Annotated in this window: 13 protein-coding genes and 1 riboswitch; all 13 genes read right to left on the minus strand. The window is 37.6% G+C overall.

Features of this window, described 5'->3' with window-relative positions; genetic code table 11:
* Position 1: 1 nt before the first annotated feature.
* The gene (gene guaB / locus RCH56_RS02495) at positions 2 to 1,453 is read right to left on the minus strand and encodes an IMP dehydrogenase (RefSeq protein ID WP_306483422.1); all 1,452 of its coding nucleotides are present in this window, start codon (positions 1,451 to 1,453) and stop codon (positions 2 to 4) included.
* The gene (locus RCH56_RS02500) at positions 1,450 to 6,345 is read right to left on the minus strand and encodes a phosphoribosylformylglycinamidine synthase (RefSeq protein ID WP_306483423.1); all 4,896 of its coding nucleotides are present in this window, start codon (positions 6,343 to 6,345) and stop codon (positions 1,450 to 1,452) included. Before RCH56_RS02500 ends, guaB begins: the two co-directional genes overlap by 4 nt.
* A gap of 9 nt (positions 6,346 to 6,354) precedes the next feature.
* Positions 6,355 to 7,860, minus strand: coding sequence for a bifunctional phosphoribosylaminoimidazolecarboxamide formyltransferase/IMP cyclohydrolase (gene purH, locus RCH56_RS02505; protein ID WP_306483424.1), 1,506 nt, complete (start codon positions 7,858 to 7,860; stop codon positions 6,355 to 6,357).
* Positions 7,857 to 8,402: a formyltransferase family protein gene (locus RCH56_RS02510; protein ID WP_306483425.1), complete on the minus strand. Its 546-nt coding sequence runs from the start codon at positions 8,400 to 8,402 to the stop codon at positions 7,857 to 7,859. Before RCH56_RS02510 ends, purH begins: the two co-directional genes overlap by 4 nt.
* Positions 8,399 to 9,742 (minus strand): amidophosphoribosyltransferase, encoded by a 1,344-nt coding sequence (purF, locus tag RCH56_RS02515; RefSeq protein WP_306483426.1) that lies wholly within the window; start codon positions 9,740 to 9,742, stop codon positions 8,399 to 8,401. The genes RCH56_RS02510 and purF overlap by 4 nt, the downstream gene beginning before the upstream one ends.
* 304 nt (positions 9,743 to 10,046) lie before the next feature.
* Entirely contained in the window at positions 10,047 to 11,702 is a 1,656-nt protein-coding gene (locus tag RCH56_RS02520; protein ID WP_306483427.1) for a formate--tetrahydrofolate ligase, read from the minus strand.
* A gap of 163 nt (positions 11,703 to 11,865) precedes the next feature.
* The gene (locus tag RCH56_RS02525; protein WP_306483428.1) at positions 11,866 to 13,125 is read right to left on the minus strand and encodes an amidohydrolase family protein; all 1,260 of its coding nucleotides are present in this window, start codon (positions 13,123 to 13,125) and stop codon (positions 11,866 to 11,868) included.
* Positions 13,126 to 13,135: 10 nt separating this feature from the next.
* Complete coding sequence (locus RCH56_RS02530; RefSeq protein ID WP_306483429.1) at positions 13,136 to 14,290, minus strand: MFS transporter; 1,155 nt, start codon at positions 14,288 to 14,290, stop codon at positions 13,136 to 13,138.
* A 137-nt stretch (positions 14,291 to 14,427) separates the two neighbouring features.
* Positions 14,428 to 15,723, minus strand: a complete 1,296-nt coding sequence (thiC, locus tag RCH56_RS02535) for a phosphomethylpyrimidine synthase ThiC (protein WP_306483430.1) — start codon at positions 15,721 to 15,723, stop codon at positions 14,428 to 14,430.
* Positions 15,724 to 15,752: 29 nt separating this feature from the next.
* Positions 15,753 to 15,851: riboswitch (TPP riboswitch) on the minus strand.
* A 74-nt stretch (positions 15,852 to 15,925) separates the two neighbouring features.
* Positions 15,926 to 16,120 (minus strand): hypothetical protein, encoded by a 195-nt coding sequence (locus tag RCH56_RS02540; RefSeq protein ID WP_306483431.1) that lies wholly within the window; start codon positions 16,118 to 16,120, stop codon positions 15,926 to 15,928.
* Between the two features lie 96 nt (positions 16,121 to 16,216).
* A complete protein-coding gene (locus RCH56_RS02545) occupies positions 16,217 to 16,516 on the minus strand; it encodes a cation transporter dimerization domain-containing protein (RefSeq protein ID WP_306483432.1) in 300 nt (99 codons plus the stop codon).
* 71 nt (positions 16,517 to 16,587) lie between these two features.
* Entirely contained in the window at positions 16,588 to 17,058 is a 471-nt protein-coding gene (locus RCH56_RS02550; RefSeq protein ID WP_306483433.1) for a cation diffusion facilitator family transporter, read from the minus strand.
* A gap of 157 nt (positions 17,059 to 17,215) precedes the next feature.
* Positions 17,216 to 17,536 (minus strand): hypothetical protein (locus RCH56_RS02555; protein ID WP_306483434.1); only part of this gene is annotated, 321 nt, incomplete at its 5' end.

The following is a 17,536-nucleotide window of genomic DNA, read 5'->3' on the forward strand; positions in this document are numbered from 1 at the left end:
CCTAGTTTTTAGAATAGTTTGGTGATTCTCTAGTTATTGTGATATTGTGTGGGTGATTTTCTATAAGGGAAGCTGGAGTTATCTTTATAAATTGAGCCTTTTCGTAAAGTTCAGATAAGTCCTTACTTCCAACATAGCCCATTCCTGATTTTAGTCCACCTAAGAGTTGGTAGACTACCTCTCCAACAGGACCCTTGTAGGCAACTCTTCCTTCAACTCCTTCAGGAACATACTTTTTGGTATTAGTTTGGAAATACCTATCTCCAGATCCATCCTTCATAGCAGCAAGGGAACCCATACCGCGGTATTCCTTGTATTGTCTACCCTCAAAGAGAATTGTCTCTCCAGGAGATTCCTCAGTACCAGCAAAGAGGGAACCTGCCATTATTACATCCGCCCCACATGCTAAAGCCTTGGTTATATCTCCAGAATACTTGATACCACCATCTGCTATTACAGGAATGTCGTATTTCTTAGCTTCCTTTACACAATCGATGATTGCAGTAATTTGTGGAACTCCTATACCAGTTACAACTCTGGTCGTACATATAGATCCTGGTCCAATACCTACTTTCACACAATCTACGCCAGCTTCTATCAGATCACGGGTTGCATGAGCAGTTGCAACATTTCCTGCTATTAGGTCTAGGTCAGGATATTTTTCCTTGATTTTTCTTATAGCAGAAAGAACATTTTGAGAATGGCCATGGGCAGTATCAAGGGTTATGACGTCAACATTGGAAGCTACTAGGGCATCTACCCTATCCATCATGTCATTGGTTATACCAACAGCAGCTCCAACTACTAGTCTGTTATTAATATCTCTTGCAGAGTTAGGATATTGCTTGGACTTTTCTATATCTTTTATTGTAATAAGGCCCTTTAGCTTGTAGTCATCATCAACTATAGGAAGCTTTTCGATCTTGCTTTCTTCCATAAGCCCTATAGCTTCCTTCATCTTGATTCCCTCGTAACCTACAACCAAGTTTTCCTTAGTCATTATGGAATCAATAACAAGATTTGGATCTTCGACAAATCTTACGTCCCTATTAGTTAGAATTCCTTTAAGATACATATCCTTATCAACTATAGGAACTCCTGAAATCCTATAGTTTTTCATTATATCTAAGGCATCTTGGAGGAGATTTTCTGGATGAAGGTAGAAGGGATCTGTTATCACCCCATGTTCTGACCTTTTTACAACGTCAACTTGTCTAGCTTGTTCCTTGATTGGCATATTTTTGTGAATAATTCCTATCCCACCTTGTCTGGCCATGGCTATAGCCATTTGAGATTCTGTTACAGTATCCATACCTGCAGACATTATTGGTATGTTTAGCTTAATCTTTTTTGTAAGCTTGGTTGTCGTATCTACCTCGTTTGGTAGGACTTCCGAAGGTCCTGGTACAAGTAGAACGTCATCAAAGGTTAATCCATCTCCTAAAAATTTCATTTCTCTTCCTTTCTAAAATAATCTACAGCATTTTCAAACAACAATTCTCTTTCTACTTCATAAACATTCTTGAACAAATCATCATCAACTCTTTCAGCATGGGCCATCCTACCTAAGATTTTTCCATCTTTTGATAAGATTCCTTCTATATTATAGTTAGACCCATTAGGAGAAGTCTCATAGACTGAAAATATTTGATCATTGTCTAGAAGCTCTTCTAGTTTTTCTTTATTTACAATAAATCTTCCTTCTCCGTGGGAGATTGGAACTCTGTAGGTCTTATCTAGGTCAATTCCCACTGTCCATGGGCTGTTATTAGTCAAGCATCTAGTATTTACAAAACTTGCTATGTGGCGTGATGACCTATTAAATGTTAGAGTTGGATCTGTCTCTTCCTGGATTTTCACCCTGCCGTATGGCAAAAGTCCAGTCTTAACAAGAGCTTGGAAGCCATTACAGATTCCTATTATCAAGCCATCATTTTCATTTAATAGATAATCTATTGCCTTGGAAATTTTCTCATTTCTTATAATATTAGCCAAGAACTTAGCCGAACCATCTGGCTCATCTCCTAACGAGAAACCTCCAGGAATCATAAAGATTTGAGATTCTTTTATAATCTCTGCTAGTTTGTATATAGATTCTTTTATCTCGCTTTCATTTTGGTTTCTAAAGACTAAAATCTCTGTATCTGCCCCCGCCTTCCTAAAGGCCTTCTCGCTATCTAGCTCACAGTTTGTTCCAAGAGCAGCAAGGATTGTAACCTTTGGCTTTGAAACGTGATTTTTGGATTTCAATCTCCTAGTAACCTTGCTAGGACTTAGCTTTTCATAGGAAGTATTGTCATATCCTTGGAATATTTCATCTAGACCATGAAGGTAAAGATCCTTAAGTTTTTCCTTGTCAAGTTTTACTCCGTTTACGATGATATCTTCGCTAAAGCTTCCAATATTTTCTATAAAGTCACGATCATCCTTATATTCAACTAGGAAAGATCCAAACATAGGATTGTAGAGATTATCGTAATCTATTGTAAAACCAGTATTTCCTATACTTTGCTCATACAAATCTGTAAGAAGTCCCTTCCTACTTAGAGAAATTGCAGATATTACATTTCCTTCTCTAATATCCTTACTAAGCTTTTGGAAGTTTTCCTTTAATTCTCCTAAATCTAGGCTTCCGTCTTCCTTATATCTGGTCTTAATAAGTCCGATTCTTCCAGAACCCTTAAAGTCATTGGTAATAATATTTTCTATATCTTCGGTAGTTACTGCAAAAGATATTAGGCTTGGTGGAACCTTTATGTCTTCGAAAGTACCACTCATTGAATCCTTCCCGCCTATAGGAGGTGTTTCAAAAAAGCTTGATACTTCAAAGGCTCCCAGTAAAGATTTAAGTGGCTTAGACCAGGCTCTATCACTATCCATTGACTCGTAGAATTCTTGGAAGGATAGTCTGATTTTACTTAAATCTGATCCTACTGCGACAAGCCTTCCTATGGATTCTACAACTGCATAGTATCCTCCCAAATACTGACTTTCTGATGAAAGTTTTGGGTCAAATCCATAGGTCATAAGAGAAACTGTCTTTGATACGCCTCTATCAACTGGAATCCTAGCTGCCATAACTTGGGAAGGATTAAGGAGTTTCCTTCCTCCAAGTGGGCCTAGGACAGTATTTCTTCCTATGGATGAATCAAACATTTCTATAAGATTTCTCTTGCTTAGTCTGTCTAGGTCTTTTATCTTTTCATAGAACTTGTTTGGATCATCATCTTTTTCATTTAAAATATCTGGCTTATCTTCACTTAGATAAGAAACTTTGGCATATCTTTCCGCCCCATCGGTGTTAATGAAGTCATAGGAAAGTTTGGCTACTATCTGGTTTTCGTAATAAAGGGTCATGGTATTATTGTCTGTAACCCTCGCAACCAAAGTAGCCTCTAAATTTTCTTCCTTAGCATAGGCCATGAATTCATCAAGGTCTTTTTTATCAATTACCACAGCCATCCTCTCTTGGGATTCTGATATGGCAATCTCAAATGGCTTTAGCCCCTCATACTTTAATGGAACCTTATCAAGATATATATCAATTCCATCAGAAAGCTCTCCAATGGCAACTGATACCCCACCAGCACCGAAGTCGTTACATTTTTTGATAAGACTTGCTACTTCGCCTCTTCTGAAGAGTCTTTGAATCTTTCTCTCTTCTGGGGCATTACCCTTTTGAACTTGAGCAGATTCTGTCTGAATGGATGTTACTTTGTGAGATTTAGATGAGCCTGTAGCTCCCCCTATACCATCCCTTCCAGTCCTTCCACCAAGAAGAATAACTAAATCACCAGTAGCTGGGTCAAGTCTTTTAACAGTTTCAGCCGGTGCTGCTGCTATAACTGCCCCGCACTCCATCCTCTTGGCGGTATAACCTTCATGGTAGAATTCATCTACAAGACCTGTTGCAAGGCCAATTTGATTGCCGTAGGAAGAATATCCCAAAGCCGCTTCCTTAGTAATCTTTGCTTGTGGGAGTTTTCCCTCTAGGGTATCCTCGTAAGCCTCCTTTATATTTCCAGCTCCACTTAGTCTCATGGCTTGGTAGACATAGCTTCTTCCAGAAAGTGGATCTCTTATAGCTCCTCCAAGGCAAGTAGATGCTCCACCGAATGGCTCTATTTCTGTTGGATGGTTGTGGGTTTCGTTTTTAAACATTAATAGATAATCTTCTAAGCTTTCCTTACCATCCCTTAGGACCCTTACCTTGGTAAAGACAGAGCAAGCATTGATCTCCTTACTTACTTCTAGATCATCGAAATTATCATTGACCCTCATGTATTTAGAAAGAATAGTTCCAAAACTCATGAGATTGATTGGCTTTGTAAGACCTAGCTCATCTCTCATTTTTAGGTATTTGTCAAAGGATTTCTTAACAGCCTCATCCAGAAGAGTCCTTGCCTCTATATTTATATCTAAATAAGTGTTAAAGGTCGTATGCCTACAGTGGTCTGACCAATAAGTATCTAGGATTTTAATTTCAGTTTCATTTGGATCGCGGTTTTCATCTATAAAATAATCGCGAACCATCCTTAAGTCATTTAGACTCATGGCCAAGGAGTATTCTTCTATGAAATCCCTAAGTTTATCATCATCAAAATCCCTAAAGCCGTCATAGCTTATATTTTCTAGATTTTTCTCATGACTTAGCTTAAGACTTGTAGGAATTCCCAAAAGATTGACCCTATGTGAATCTACTGGATTTATAATAAATTCTTCTATTTTTCTAAGGTCCTCTGAGCTTACTCCACTAATTTCATAAACTGTAGCAGCCCTTACTTGAAGATTTGGATCATCTATTACAAGGGAAGCTGTATCTAAAAGTCCTTGCTCTCTTTGGTTGAATTGACCTGGTAGGTACTCACTTACTATAGTATTTTTAAAGCTTCTTTGAAGGTTAAGAGCATCATCAAAGGCATAAGCTGAATCTACAGGAGCTTCGGCAAGGACCGTGTAGAGAAGCTTTTCTATATTTTCATCTTTTGTTTCTAGGTCATATCTTTTGTAAATCTTAATAGATTCAAGATTAATCCCTAGAGAATTTTGGATTTTTTTCCTTAAATTTTTTGATTCAAAGTCATAAGCATCCTTTTTCTTAACATAGACTCTCTTAACTGATGGGCCAATGTCCTTTCTGTAGTATTTCCCATCAAAGTGGATTTTCTCGCTGTCCTCATAGGCTTTTGCAATAGCTTCATCAAAGCTATCACTTACTGAAAGGATATTTAGGACCCTTCCGCCAGCTGTTAGGATTTTTCCTTCTTCTTTCTTTGTGCCAGCATGGATTATTTTTGATTTAATTCCCTCATCAAATGTTATCTCCTTTGAGACTTCATATGATAGAGGATATCCTTCTGATGCTAGGACCAAAGAGACTGCTTTCTTGTCATTTATATTAAGCTTGACTTGATCTAGCTTTTTAGAAGAAGTTTTCATAAGTAAGTCTAATATATCATTATCTATAAGTTCTAATACGACTTGAGTTTCAGGATCTCCGAATCTTACATTGAACTCCAGAACATAAATTCCTGATTCATTTATCATAAAGCCTATAAAGAGGACTCCTCTGTAGTCGATGTTTTCTTTATTGAAACCCTCTAGGATTTTAGGAAGGATATCTTCACTTATCTTTTCCTTAAAGGCTTCTGCCTCGACATTGGGAGCATATGTTCCCATGCCTCCAGTGTTTGGTCCAATTTCTCTATCATAGATTTTCTTATGGTCCTTAGCTGTTGGGAGAGGAATTATAGTAGATGAATCTGTTAGGGAAAGGAGGCTCATCTCAAATCCATCTATAAATTCTTCTATAATTAAGAATTTATCCATGGCAAGGATTTCGGAAACTTTCTCCCTAAACTCGCTTAGCTTATCTATAATATAAACTCCCTTACCTCCAGCAAGACCGTCTCTTTTTAGGACAAGTTTTCCTTTTTCTTTTATTAACTTTTCTCCGTAGGCTAGAATTTCTTCTTTATCTTCGCTTTTAAGATAGGCTGGTGTCTTTATTTTGTATTTTTCTAGAAAATTCTTGCAATAGGTCTTGCTTGATTCGAACTTAGAAGCCTTCTTATTAACCCCAAAAACTTTTAAATCATTTTCTTGGAATCTGTCTACTAAGCCCATACATAGGGGATCTTCTGGTCCCACTATTGTATAGTCAATTTCTTCTTCCTTGGCAAATTCTACAAGCTTTTCAATATCAGTAGCTTCTATGTCTATATTTTCGCCAATTTCACTGGTACCAGCGTTTCCTGGAGCAAAATAAAGCTTTCTATCAGAGGACTTAATTTTCTCTCCCAGGGCATGTTCTCTTCCACCAGATCCTACAATTAAAATTTTCATTGCTTCTCCTTAATGTTTGAAGTGACGCGATTTGCTAAATACCATGCTCATACCATATTCATTACATTTATCGATTGAGTCTTTATCTCTTATTGATCCACCTGGTTGGATGATTGAGCTAATTCCCATCTCGTGGGCAAGTTCTACTGTATCTGAAAATGGGAAGAAGGCATCTGATCCAAGGACTGCTCCCTCAAAGTCCCTATCCTTAAAGTGATCTTTGATAGATTCAAGAGCCCAAACCCTTGATTGTTGACCTGCCCCGCAACCTAGGGTCTTCATTCCCTTGGCTACTACAATGGCATTTGATTTGACATATTTTACTACCTTTTGGGCAAATAAGAGGTCTTTGATTTCTTCTTCACTTGGCTTTTTGTCGGTTACTATATTTACTTCGTCCTTGCCGAAGTCTTTTCCTTGTATTAGGACTTTTCCATTGAGATATCTGATCTCTTCTCTTACACTTTCATTAGAAAAATCTACTTTGACGAGCCTTACATTTTTCTTCTTTGTAAGAATTTCTAGAGCTTCTTTAGTAAAGTCCTTAGCTGCTATTATTTCTAGGAATATTTCATGCATTTTTCCTGCTGCTTTCTCATCAACTACTCCGTTTACTGCAAGTATTCCTCCAAATATCGATTGGCTGTCGCACTCGAAGGCCTTGATGTATGAATCATAGACATCACTTCCTACAGCAACCCCGCATGGTGATTGGTGTTTAAGAGCAACTACTGCATTTTCTCCTAGCTCTTGGGCAAGCTCTAGGGCTGGGTTTAGGTCGTTGTAGTTGTTGTAGCTCATTTCCTTGCCGTGAATTACTTCTATATCCTCCATTAGTCCTGTAACGAATGGGTCATTATATAGACTTGCAGCCTGTCCTGGATTTTCCCCATAACGGAGGTCAGATTCTTTCTCGAATCCGTAGGTCTTATATTTAGATTCTTCTCCAGTAAGTTTTGTGAAGTACCTTGCTATTATTGAATCATAAAAGGCTGTAAGGCTAAAGGCCTTCATGGCGAGTCTTTGCCTGTAAGCTAGGTCGATATCATCATTTTTAAGTCTTTCGATTAATTCATCATAATCACTTGGATCTGTTACTATTAGTACATCCTTGTGGTTTTTAGCAGCAGACCTAACCATGGATGGACCACCGATGTCGATATTTTCGATTATCTCTTCTGGATTTCCATTCTTTAGTGCCTTTTGGAATTCGTATAAATTCACAACTACTATATCAATCGCCTTTATTCCTAATTCTTCTACAGTTGAAACATGTCCTTCATCATCTCTCTTGTAAAGAATTCCTCCATGAACATAAGGAGATAGGGTTTTTACTCTTCCTTCTAGGATTTCTGGAAAGTTTGTTATATCTTCAATTTCAGATACATCTACTCCACTATCTTTAATCTTTTTGTATGTACCACCTGTTGATATAAGGCTTACACCTAATTTGCTAAGCTCTTTTGCAAGTTTTTCTATACCTGTCTTGTCAGTAACTGATAGTAAAGCTCTCAATTTAATTCCTCCAATTGTTTGATTACTTCTTTCAAGCTCTTATGCTCTACTTGTAGAATCTTTTCTGCAATTTCTTCGGCGCTTTCGCACTTACTTATGTCAACTTTTCTTTGAAGAATTATATCTCCATCATCTAAGTTTTCATTTACGAAATGTATGCTCACTCCGCTAATCTTTTCTTTATTTTCAAATACTGCCTTGTGGACATTCATTCCATAAAATCCCTTACCTCCATATTTGGGTAATAGTGATGGATGGATATTGATTATTTTGTATTTATCTATAATCTTCTTAGTAACTTTTGGTAAATATCCTGCAAGAACTATGAAATCTATTTTTTTATCTCTAAGCACCTCTAGGATTTCTCCCTCGTCTTTGCTTATGATATATGAAATACCTTCCTCTTGCGCAAAAGAGAGCCCCTTTGCATCTTTATTTGAGACTACTAATTCAATCTGGCTATCGAAATAATTTTCCTTTTCCGCATCTATAAGAGCCTTTAAGTTCGATCCCGTTCCTGAAATAAATACTGCAAGTCTCATTTCGATTCCCTCTTTATTGGATAGTCGCCAGTAAAGCAAGCATTACAATAATCACAAGGATTATTTACAAGCTCCATCAAATTGTCAATGCTTAGAAATTCCAAACTATCTGCTCCTATCATCTTATTGATTTCTGCTACCGAATGATTTGCCGCTATAAGCTTGCTCTTATCTGGAGTGTCCACCCCGTAGTAACAAGGATTTGTAACTGGAGGCGAGGTAACTCTTAGGTGAACTTCCCTAGCCCCAGCTTTTCTTATCCTTTGTATAAGCTTAGCACTCGTAGTGCCCCTTACAATGGAATCATCTACGAGAACAATTCTTTTGTCCCTAAGGACCGACTTTTGTGGATTTAGCTTAAGCATTACTGAAAGTTCCCTTTCCTTTTGGTCTGATTTTATGAAGGTCCTTCCCATATATCTATTTCTTACAAGACCTGCCGCAAAGGGAATACCTGATCTTTGGGCAAAACCTATAGCTGAAGGAGTTCCAGAATCTGGTACCGGACAGACTAGATCAGCCTCTACAGGAGCCTGGTCGAAAAGCTTCTCCCCACTTCTTCTCCTAAACATGTAGGCATTAGTTCCTTCGATGTTGGCGTCAGGCCTTGCCGTGTAGATATATTCGAAGATACAATGCTTGCAATCTACCTTACTGTCTTCCTTGTAGGACTTAATCCCGTCCTTGTCGCAAACTACAATCTCACCTGCTTCTATGTCTCTATAATTTTCAATATCAAGAATTTCTATAGAGCAATTCTCACTCGCTATAATCGTAGTCTCATCATCAAATCCGAGCATTAGTGGCCTTATCCCATTGTAGTCTCTGAAGCCTACGATCTTATCTGGCATACAAAGCACACATGAATAGGCTCCCCTTAAATCTTTCATAGCGCGTCTTATAGCCTTTACTATATCGCCCTCAAAGTATCTAGTAATCAGAAGAAGGATCAGCTCGCTATCTGTATATGTATGAAAGGCCATGCCCATTTCTTCTTCTTTTTTCTTTAATGTTTTATAATTTACCAGATTTCCATCATGAGCTAAGGAAAATTCGTTTCCTTTAGCAAAGCTTACCAAGGGCTCGACATTATAATCTTGGTTACATCCTTCTGGAGCACTTCTCACATGGCCTAGACCGTATTCGCCCTCGCTATCTTTAAGATTCTCATCAGCAAAAATTTCATTGACAAGTCCTAGACCTCTTATTCTTCTTAAGTTTTCTCCATTTGATAAGATAATTCCAGAAGCATCCTGGCCCCTATGCTGGATCGAGCTTAATGAATAAAATAATTTCTGTGTTTTTCTTACTTTAGTTTTTATACCTACTACACCGCTCATTGGTCTTTTTTCTCCTATATCACTTATCTACACACATAAAAAGAGAACCCTAAACAGGGTCCTCTTAGTGCAGGGCAAAGAAATTCAATTGTAAATCTCAACTTTTTGATGCAGGCAAAGATAGAGTTAATCATGCCAATAGAAATAGATTTTATAGTAAATGTTTTATTTGTTAGACATTTGTTTTTCATAGCACCCTCCATCTTCCCTAAATTTTTGTATACCTATATTATAAATAATTTAACAAATTTTGCAAGTTTTTTTAAGTATTTTCTTTAAAATTATTTCGCGCAAAGCTAAAGAATTAGAATAATCCAACTATTTTATTATTTTCATCTAAATCAATTTTGTAAGCATTAGCAGCCTTTGGCAGTCCTGGCATGGTTAAAATATTTCCAGTATAGGCAACCAAAAATCCTGCTCCAGCATTGATCCTAATTTCTCTAATCGTTATATCGTAGTCGTCTTCTGTGATATTGATATTTCCATCATCTGATAGGGAATAAGGTGTTTTGGCTACACAAATTGGTAGGTTTTGATATCCTAAGTCCTCTATTCTCTTAATATCCTTCTCGCACTTTTTACTATAAACTACACCCTTCGCCCTATAGATTTCCTTGGCTATAGTCTCTATTTTTCCCTTTACACTTTGATCTAGGTCATATAGGTAATTAAAATCATTATCATTTTCGCAAAGCTCAATTAGATTTTGGGCAAGCGCTTTTCCACCTGCTCCACCATCAGTAAACACACTTGTTTCAATCGCTTTAACACCTAGCTTTTCTGTCATCTTTTTTAAGAGTTCTATTTCTCTGTCGGTGTCGGTATCGAATTTGTTGATGGCGACTATAATATTTTGACCAAATTTTCTCATATTTTCTATATGAATTTTAAGATTCTTAAAACCTATTTCAAGTCTTTCTAGGTCTTCTTCTTTCAAATTATCAAAGTCCACTCCAGCATGATATTTAAGGCTTCTTACTGATGTTACTATTACACTTGCGGAAGGTGTAAGTCCTCCTAGCCTGCATTTGATATCATTAAACTTCTCAGCTCCAAGATCTGCCCCGAAACCTGCTTCTGTCACTACATAATCTCCTATGCCAAGGCCAGTCTTTGTCGCAAGGAGGGAGTTACAACCGTGGGCAATATTTGCGAAAGGTCCTCCATGGATTAGGGCTGGGGTATGCTCTATTGTTTGAACTAGGTTTGGCTTAAGAGCTTCCTTCATAACTACAGCGACAGATCCTGTAGCCTTGATATCATCAACTGTTACAGGATTGTTATCATAGTCGTAAGCTACGATCATCTTGCTTGCTTTTTCTCTAAAGTCTTCGATGCTTGTAGCAAGGCATAAAACTGCCATCATCTCTGTCGCAACTGTTATATCAAATTTATCCTCACGACTAACCCCGTCAGTCCTATTTCCAAGTCCTATTACGACATTTCTAAGAGCCCTGTCGTTTAGGTCTACACACCTTCTCCAGACGATTCTTTTTGGATCTATTCTTTTTTCGTTACCTTGGTAGATATGATTATCCAAAATAGCAGCCACGAGATTTACCGCACTAGTTATGGCGTGAAAGTCTCCTGTAAAATGTAGGTTGATCTCATCCATTGGGAGAACTTGGCTGTAGCCTCCACCAGCAGCTCCGCCCTTTCTTCCAAAGGAAGGTCCCATAGATGGCTCTCTTAGGACAGATATTGCCTTCTTGCCGATTTTGTTTAAGGCCATGGATAGGCCTATGTTTAGGGTAGTCTTTCCCTCACCACTTGGGGTTGGATTTGTCGCAGTAACAAGGATTAGCTTAGCGTCTTTTTTCATTTTGTTTGCATAAGCTAGTGATAGTTTAGCCTTGTATTTTCCGTATTTCTCATAATCCTTAATGCCTAAATCCATACAGATTTCATCTATGTCTTTTAGTTGGGCTTCCTTAGCTATTTCAATATCAGTCTTCATCATTACTTCCTTTCGCACTCGCAAATACTTAAAATTAGAATCGGCTTCCACCATGAATATACCATTGAATTATAAATTTTTAAGGGATTTTATTTTATAATTATTAAATTCAACTAGAAAATATTAGAACAAGAGGCATTTCTAAGTCATGCCCCTTATCAATTTATCTTATATTTAGTTTCACATCATATTCTCTTTTGGCCTTTTTGAATAGGAATTCTCCCTCACGTACTGATGCCAAACACTCGGCCCTGTTTCTTATAGCTTCAAATTCATTTTCTGCATCCAAAACTATAAAGTTGGCAGGCTTTCCTGGATCAAAACCGTAGTCATCTTCTATGTGCATGGTCCTTGCCCCATTGTAGGTAACAAGATCGAAGTCTTTTTCGAAGTCCTTTTCTCTCATAAGTTGGCTTAGGTGAATCCCATTGTCTAGGATATTCATAAGATTACCGTTTCCAGCAGGATACCATAAGTCTACTATGGAGTCTTGGGCAAAGCAGACATTGATTCCATTATCTACAAATTCCAAAACTCTGGTAAGTCCCCTACGTTTTGGATAAGAGTCTTGTCTACCTTGCAAAAATGCGTTTTCTGTAGGAAGGGCTATAAAGTTAAGCTTAGATTTTCTAAATAAGCCCATCATCCTAAAGGCATAGGAGTCATCCGCAGACCCAAAAGAGCAGGTATGACTTGCTGTAGTCTTTTCCCCTATTTTATTAATCATAGCCTCTGCATTGAGTACTTCGACAAATCTTGCCATCACGTCATCTGTCTCGTCACAGTGCACATCTATTAGCCTATCGTATTTTACGGCAAGCCTTACGATTTCTTTGATGGATTTTTCTCCAAGCTCCCTGGACCATTCGTTATGAGGGATGCCTCCGACTACTTCACAACCGAGCTTTAGGGCTTCTTCTACAAGATCTCTACCTGTCTTTCCTTCTTCCTCATATGAATACATACCATTTTGTGGAAAGGCTACGACTTGGATTGTGACCTTATCCTTCAATTCATCACGAACCTCAAGGGCTGCTTTAATTCCTGTAAGATTAGGATCTGTACAATCGGTTTGGGCTCTGATATATTGAGTTCCGTGGGATAGGCATTCTTCTACAGCCCCATAGATTCTTTCTTTCATCTCTTCCTTGCTTGTGCCCTTCTTGAAGTCATTCCATAGGTCAATTGCCTCAAAAAGAGTTCCCGATTCATTCTTTACCTCATCGGTCTTGCCAATCATATAATAATCAAGATGAAGGTGACTATCTACATAAGGTGGGATTACAAGCCTTCCAACTAGATCGATTACTTCATCACAAGCTTCTAGCTTATTGCCAAATTCCTTAAAACTACCATCTTCTACGAGAATTTCTCTCGCATCTTCATAACCATAAATTTTTGCATTGATGAATTTTTTCTTCATATAACCTCCATTAAGATAAAGTTTTCTTTGATAAAAACGCCACAAATATGCCAGCTACAAGGACCAGACACATAAAGCTAAGCATAAATTTAACAGAATAATTTGTAAGAAGGCTCCCCGCAAGGGAACTTGCAAGCATTATAGAAAAGTTAAAGCTTGCTGACTGTAGGGATGTGGCTACAGCCGATGCATTTTCCCTAACCTGCCTAGCTACTGCTGTTTGAAATAGGCTAACCAAGGCCCCAAATCCTATTCCCCGAAGTAGAAAGGCCATATCACAAAGCAGGCTATAATTTGCGAAAAAAGCAAATATGATTAGGGACAAAAGAGCTGATCCGAACATAAAAATCGTAAGAGATCTGATATGCCTGTCAATTACCCTAGCTGCAATAAGGACAGAAATAATAGAGCCAAGGCCAAACAAAACTTGAGCAAAGCCAATCCCTCTTGTGTAATCGATAGCCCTTATTAAGTTTGTGATATAAGTATAAACCCCGTAGTTTGCAATGGCTGCAAGGGAAGTAAGAAGCATTACTATGAGCACGCCCTTGTTTCTAACCAAGGTAAAAGGGGAGTTCGTCCTATCACGAATCTCACCGCTAACTTCTGGTAGGATAAAGTATATAAGGATTCCTATAAGGAAAATAACGAGTGAAACAGCAAAAAACTCTGCTCTCCAAGAAATTTTTCTACCTATTGCAGTAAAAATTGGAAGGCCCAGGCTCATACCAAAGGTCGTCCCACTCATGATAAAGGCGACGGCAAAACCCTTGTGGTCCTTATCAGTTAACTTCATGCCAAAAGATGCAACCATGGGCCAAAGAATCCCTGCACAAATTCCTCCAATCATCCTCCCAAGAAGAGCGATGCCATATGTAGTGGAAATCCCCACTAGGAAATTACCTAGGGCAAAGCCCATAAGAAGAGCTAGGATCAATTTCTTCCTAGAAAATCCAACCGTAGCAGATATAAGGGGAATCGAAAAAATTGCACTTGCTATAGCATAAAAGCCCAAAAGATTTCCGGCCTGAGTTTCGCTAATTCTTAGACCCTCTGTAAGTTCTGGCAAAATCCCCGAAGGGATAAGCTCTGAGATGATTGCCATAAAGGTCACGCTTAAAAGTAAGATGAAATTCGGCCAATATATTTTTTCTTTTGCCACCACAATACCTCCACAAATTAAAAGCTAGGGGCCTATACCTCATCGAGCCTCCTGTCTAATTATGTCGGCTGATCTAGCAAAGCTCCCCTAAGCTATATATCTTATCTTATTATATACTTTTCAATTAATGGATACAATCTTCATAGGACAATATCCTTACCTTCAAGGATAAGATTCATATTTCTTGCAGAACACATTGCCCCGCACATAGTACAGGTGTCTTCCTCTTCTGGAGCAGAAGATGCCCTATATTCTCTACACTTTTCTGGATCTATGGCAAGATCGAACATACCTTCCCAATCAAGTTTTTGTCGTCTCTTACTCATCTCAAGGTCCCATTTTCTAGCATCCTTTAGCTTAGCGATATCTCCAGCATGAGCTGCAATTTTGGCTGCAACTATTCCCTCTCGCACATCTCTTACATCAGGTAGTCTCAAATGCTCTGCTGGTGTTACATAACATAAAAAGTCTGCCCCATGGCTTGCGGCAATCGCTCCACCGATTGCACTTGTTATATGATCATAACCTGGCGCCACATCACAAACCAAAGGTCCCAATACATAAAAAGGTGCATTGTGACAGAGTTTCTTTTCAAGCTTCATATTCATTTCTATGTCATTTATTGGAACGTGTCCTGGTCCTTCGATTATTACTTGAACGTCCTTCTCCCAGGCTCTTTTGGTAAGCTCACCTAAGGTGATTAGCTCAGCTATTTGGGCAGGGTCTGTCGCATCATGGATGCCACCTGGTCTTAGTGAATCTCCTAGTGATAAGGTTACGTCATATTCTCTTAAAATATCCAAAAGTTCATCATAATATTCATAGAAAGGATTTTCGGCGTCATTCATCATCATCCATCCAAATAACAAGGATCCACCACGGGAAACAATCTCGTTAACCCTTCTATTTCTCATAAAAATCTCAGCATTTGCTCTATTAATTCCACAATGGATAGTCACAAAGTCTACGCCGTTTTCCGCATGATTTCTTACAACGTCAAGGAACTCTTGGGCCTTGATAAAGCTAAGCCCCTTATCCAAAAATCCTACCGCATCATACATTGGTACAGTTCCAATCATTGCTGTAGATTTTTCTATAAGTCTTTCCCTAAACTCTTGGGTCTTGCCGTAGTTTGAAAGGTCCATTATAGATTCAGATCCCATATCAAGGGCCATATCTACCTTTTGCATCTCAAGATCAAGGTCATTGATGTCCTTAGAGATACCCAAGTTTACATTAATCTTAGTCCTAAGGCCTGTTCCAATACCTTCTGGAGAAATTGAATTGTGGTTCTTATTTCTAGGAATAACAATTTCACCCTTGGCTATTTTCTCTAGCAAGAATTCTTCGCTAACATTTTCCTTCTTGGCAACAATCTTCATCTCTTCAGTTACAAAACCATTCTTTGCAGCTTCCATCTGTGTCTTATACTTCATAAATTAAAAAAACCTCCTAAAATACTTATAGGAGAAAAAATGCTTCATCCCTCGCAGGCATTATCCTGACCGGTAAGATGGTCGAAGTCAAAACTTCCTCTCAGCATATAGCTCCCATAGATCATTAATTTACATCTTCTATTATAATAGAAAAGGGAGATTAAGTAAAATAAATAACTTACTTAATCTCCTTAAAGCTATCTCATAGGTCCAAATCTGGAACAATTTGTACTTGGTAGTCTGGATATAGCGATTCGATTTCTGCTTTTATTTTATCTAAACTTTCTTTCCTATCTACTTCAAAATTTAATACAACATCAAATCTTAGTATCTTTTTTTCTGTATCAGCATAAAACCCATGCACTTGCAAGGCCCAATCATGTCTCATTACCTTCATTTCAACATCTTTTCTAATCTTTTTTGCTTGTTCATTTTGTGTATTAAAAGAATAAACTCCAAGTGCTATAAGAACTATCCCTGTTTTCTTATAAAGCTAGTATTGTAAGCTTCGAGTTATCTTATCTACTTCTTTGATATTCATAGTATCATTAAGCTCCACGTGAGCAGAGGCATAATATTTATTAGGCCCGTAATTAAAAAGGGCAAGATCGTACACACCCAAGACAGCCTCTTCTTTGCTTATTACCTCTTTGACCTTACTAATGATATCTTTATCAGCCCTATGCCCTATCAAGTCATCTACTGTAGTTATCATCATTTCTATTCCTGCCTTAATCATGAAGATAGAAATGACAACGCCGACATAGGCTTCGAGAGATATACCCCATTTCATAAATACTAATGCTGATAGAAAAACAGATAAGGATAGAATCGAATCAAAAAGAGAGTCAACTCCTGAGCCTATTAGGCTGTTGAATTTAACTTCTCTCCTTGCTTTTTAACATATTTGCCTAGAATAAATTTAATAACTACAGCCACTCCAATTACTACAATAGATATTACAGTGTATGAAGCTTCTGTCGGATTAATTATCTTTTTTATAGATTCAACTAATGATGTAATACCAGCATATAATACTAAACCCGCAATTATCATAGAAGATAAATATTCAATACGCCCATAGCCCATGGGGTGTTTTTTGTCAGGAGCCTTGCTGGCAAACTTCTCGCCAATAATTGTAACTACAGATGATAGAGCATCTGATAAGTTATTTACTGCATCTAATAACAGAGCGATTGAGTTTACAAACAAAGCTAAAACTGCCTTAAATCCTGCAAGGACTACATTTGTAAGTATTCCTATTATGCTTGTTTTAACTATAGTTTTTCCTCTGTTTTCCGCAATTAATAATACATCAGAATTATCATGATTCATATTTTCTCCCAATTATATATACTATCTTAGTGTATGTACTTAATGATTATATTAATCTATCTATTATTTATGTAATCCATTAATAAATCCTTGATACAAAATTATATCTTTCTAAAATATAAGGCAAATATCATCAAATATGTATTTGCCTTAATAACTATTTTATATTATGCTTTTCCATTTTCTCAGTAAATATATCAGTAATAATTTTCCTTAGCTCTTCACCTTCTTTTTCAGGAAGTTCACCTGGTTTTTTAGCAACCGCATAAAGATCTGGATAGTCATTTGCGATTCTTTCGATGGTCTTAGTTGTTGAATGTTTCCTTACAAAAAAAGGGATTTTCTTAATCCATCCATCTGGTAGCAGTGCCAAGATCTTATCTCCTGCTTCCTTATCACTAACTTCTCCGCTTGATAACCCTTCATTTATTTCTTCTTGTTCTTTTTGTGTAAAATCTTCTAATTTCATGTATAACTC

The sequence above is a fragment of the Anaerococcus sp. genome (assembly GCF_030825785.1).
In the GTDB taxonomy this organism is placed as follows: Bacteria; Bacillota; Clostridia; order Tissierellales; family Peptoniphilaceae; genus Anaerococcus.

What these genes read in the sequence shown, in the direction of transcription:
- RCH56_RS02545 (WP_306483432.1), bottom strand. Translation starts at nt 16,516, where the DNA reads ATGAAATGGGGTATATCTCTCGAAGCCTATGTCGGCGTTGTCATTTCT.
- RCH56_RS02550 (WP_306483433.1), bottom strand. Translation starts at nt 17,058, where the DNA reads ATGAATCATGATAATTCTGATGTATTATTAATTGCGGAAAACAGAGGA.
- RCH56_RS02500 (WP_306483423.1), bottom strand. Translation starts at nt 6,345, where the DNA reads ATGAAAATTTTAATTGTAGGATCTGGTGGAAGAGAACATGCCCTGGGA.
- RCH56_RS02540 (WP_306483431.1), bottom strand. Translation starts at nt 16,120, where the DNA reads ATGAAGGTAATGAGACATGATTGGGCCTTGCAAGTGCATGGGTTTTAT.
- thiC (WP_306483430.1), bottom strand. Translation starts at nt 15,723, where the DNA reads ATGAAGTATAAGACACAGATGGAAGCTGCAAAGAATGGTTTTGTAACT.
- purF (WP_306483426.1), bottom strand. Translation starts at nt 9,742, where the DNA reads ATGAGCGGTGTAGTAGGTATAAAAACTAAAGTAAGAAAAACACAGAAA.
- guaB (WP_306483422.1), bottom strand. Translation starts at nt 1,453, where the DNA reads ATGAAATTTTTAGGAGATGGATTAACCTTTGATGACGTTCTACTTGTA.
- RCH56_RS02525 (WP_306483428.1), bottom strand. Translation starts at nt 13,125, where the DNA reads ATGAAGAAAAAATTCATCAATGCAAAAATTTATGGTTATGAAGATGCG.
- RCH56_RS02510 (WP_306483425.1), bottom strand. Translation starts at nt 8,402, where the DNA reads ATGAGACTTGCAGTATTTATTTCAGGAACGGGATCGAACTTAAAGGCT.
- RCH56_RS02520 (WP_306483427.1), bottom strand. Translation starts at nt 11,702, where the DNA reads ATGAAGACTGATATTGAAATAGCTAAGGAAGCCCAACTAAAAGACATA.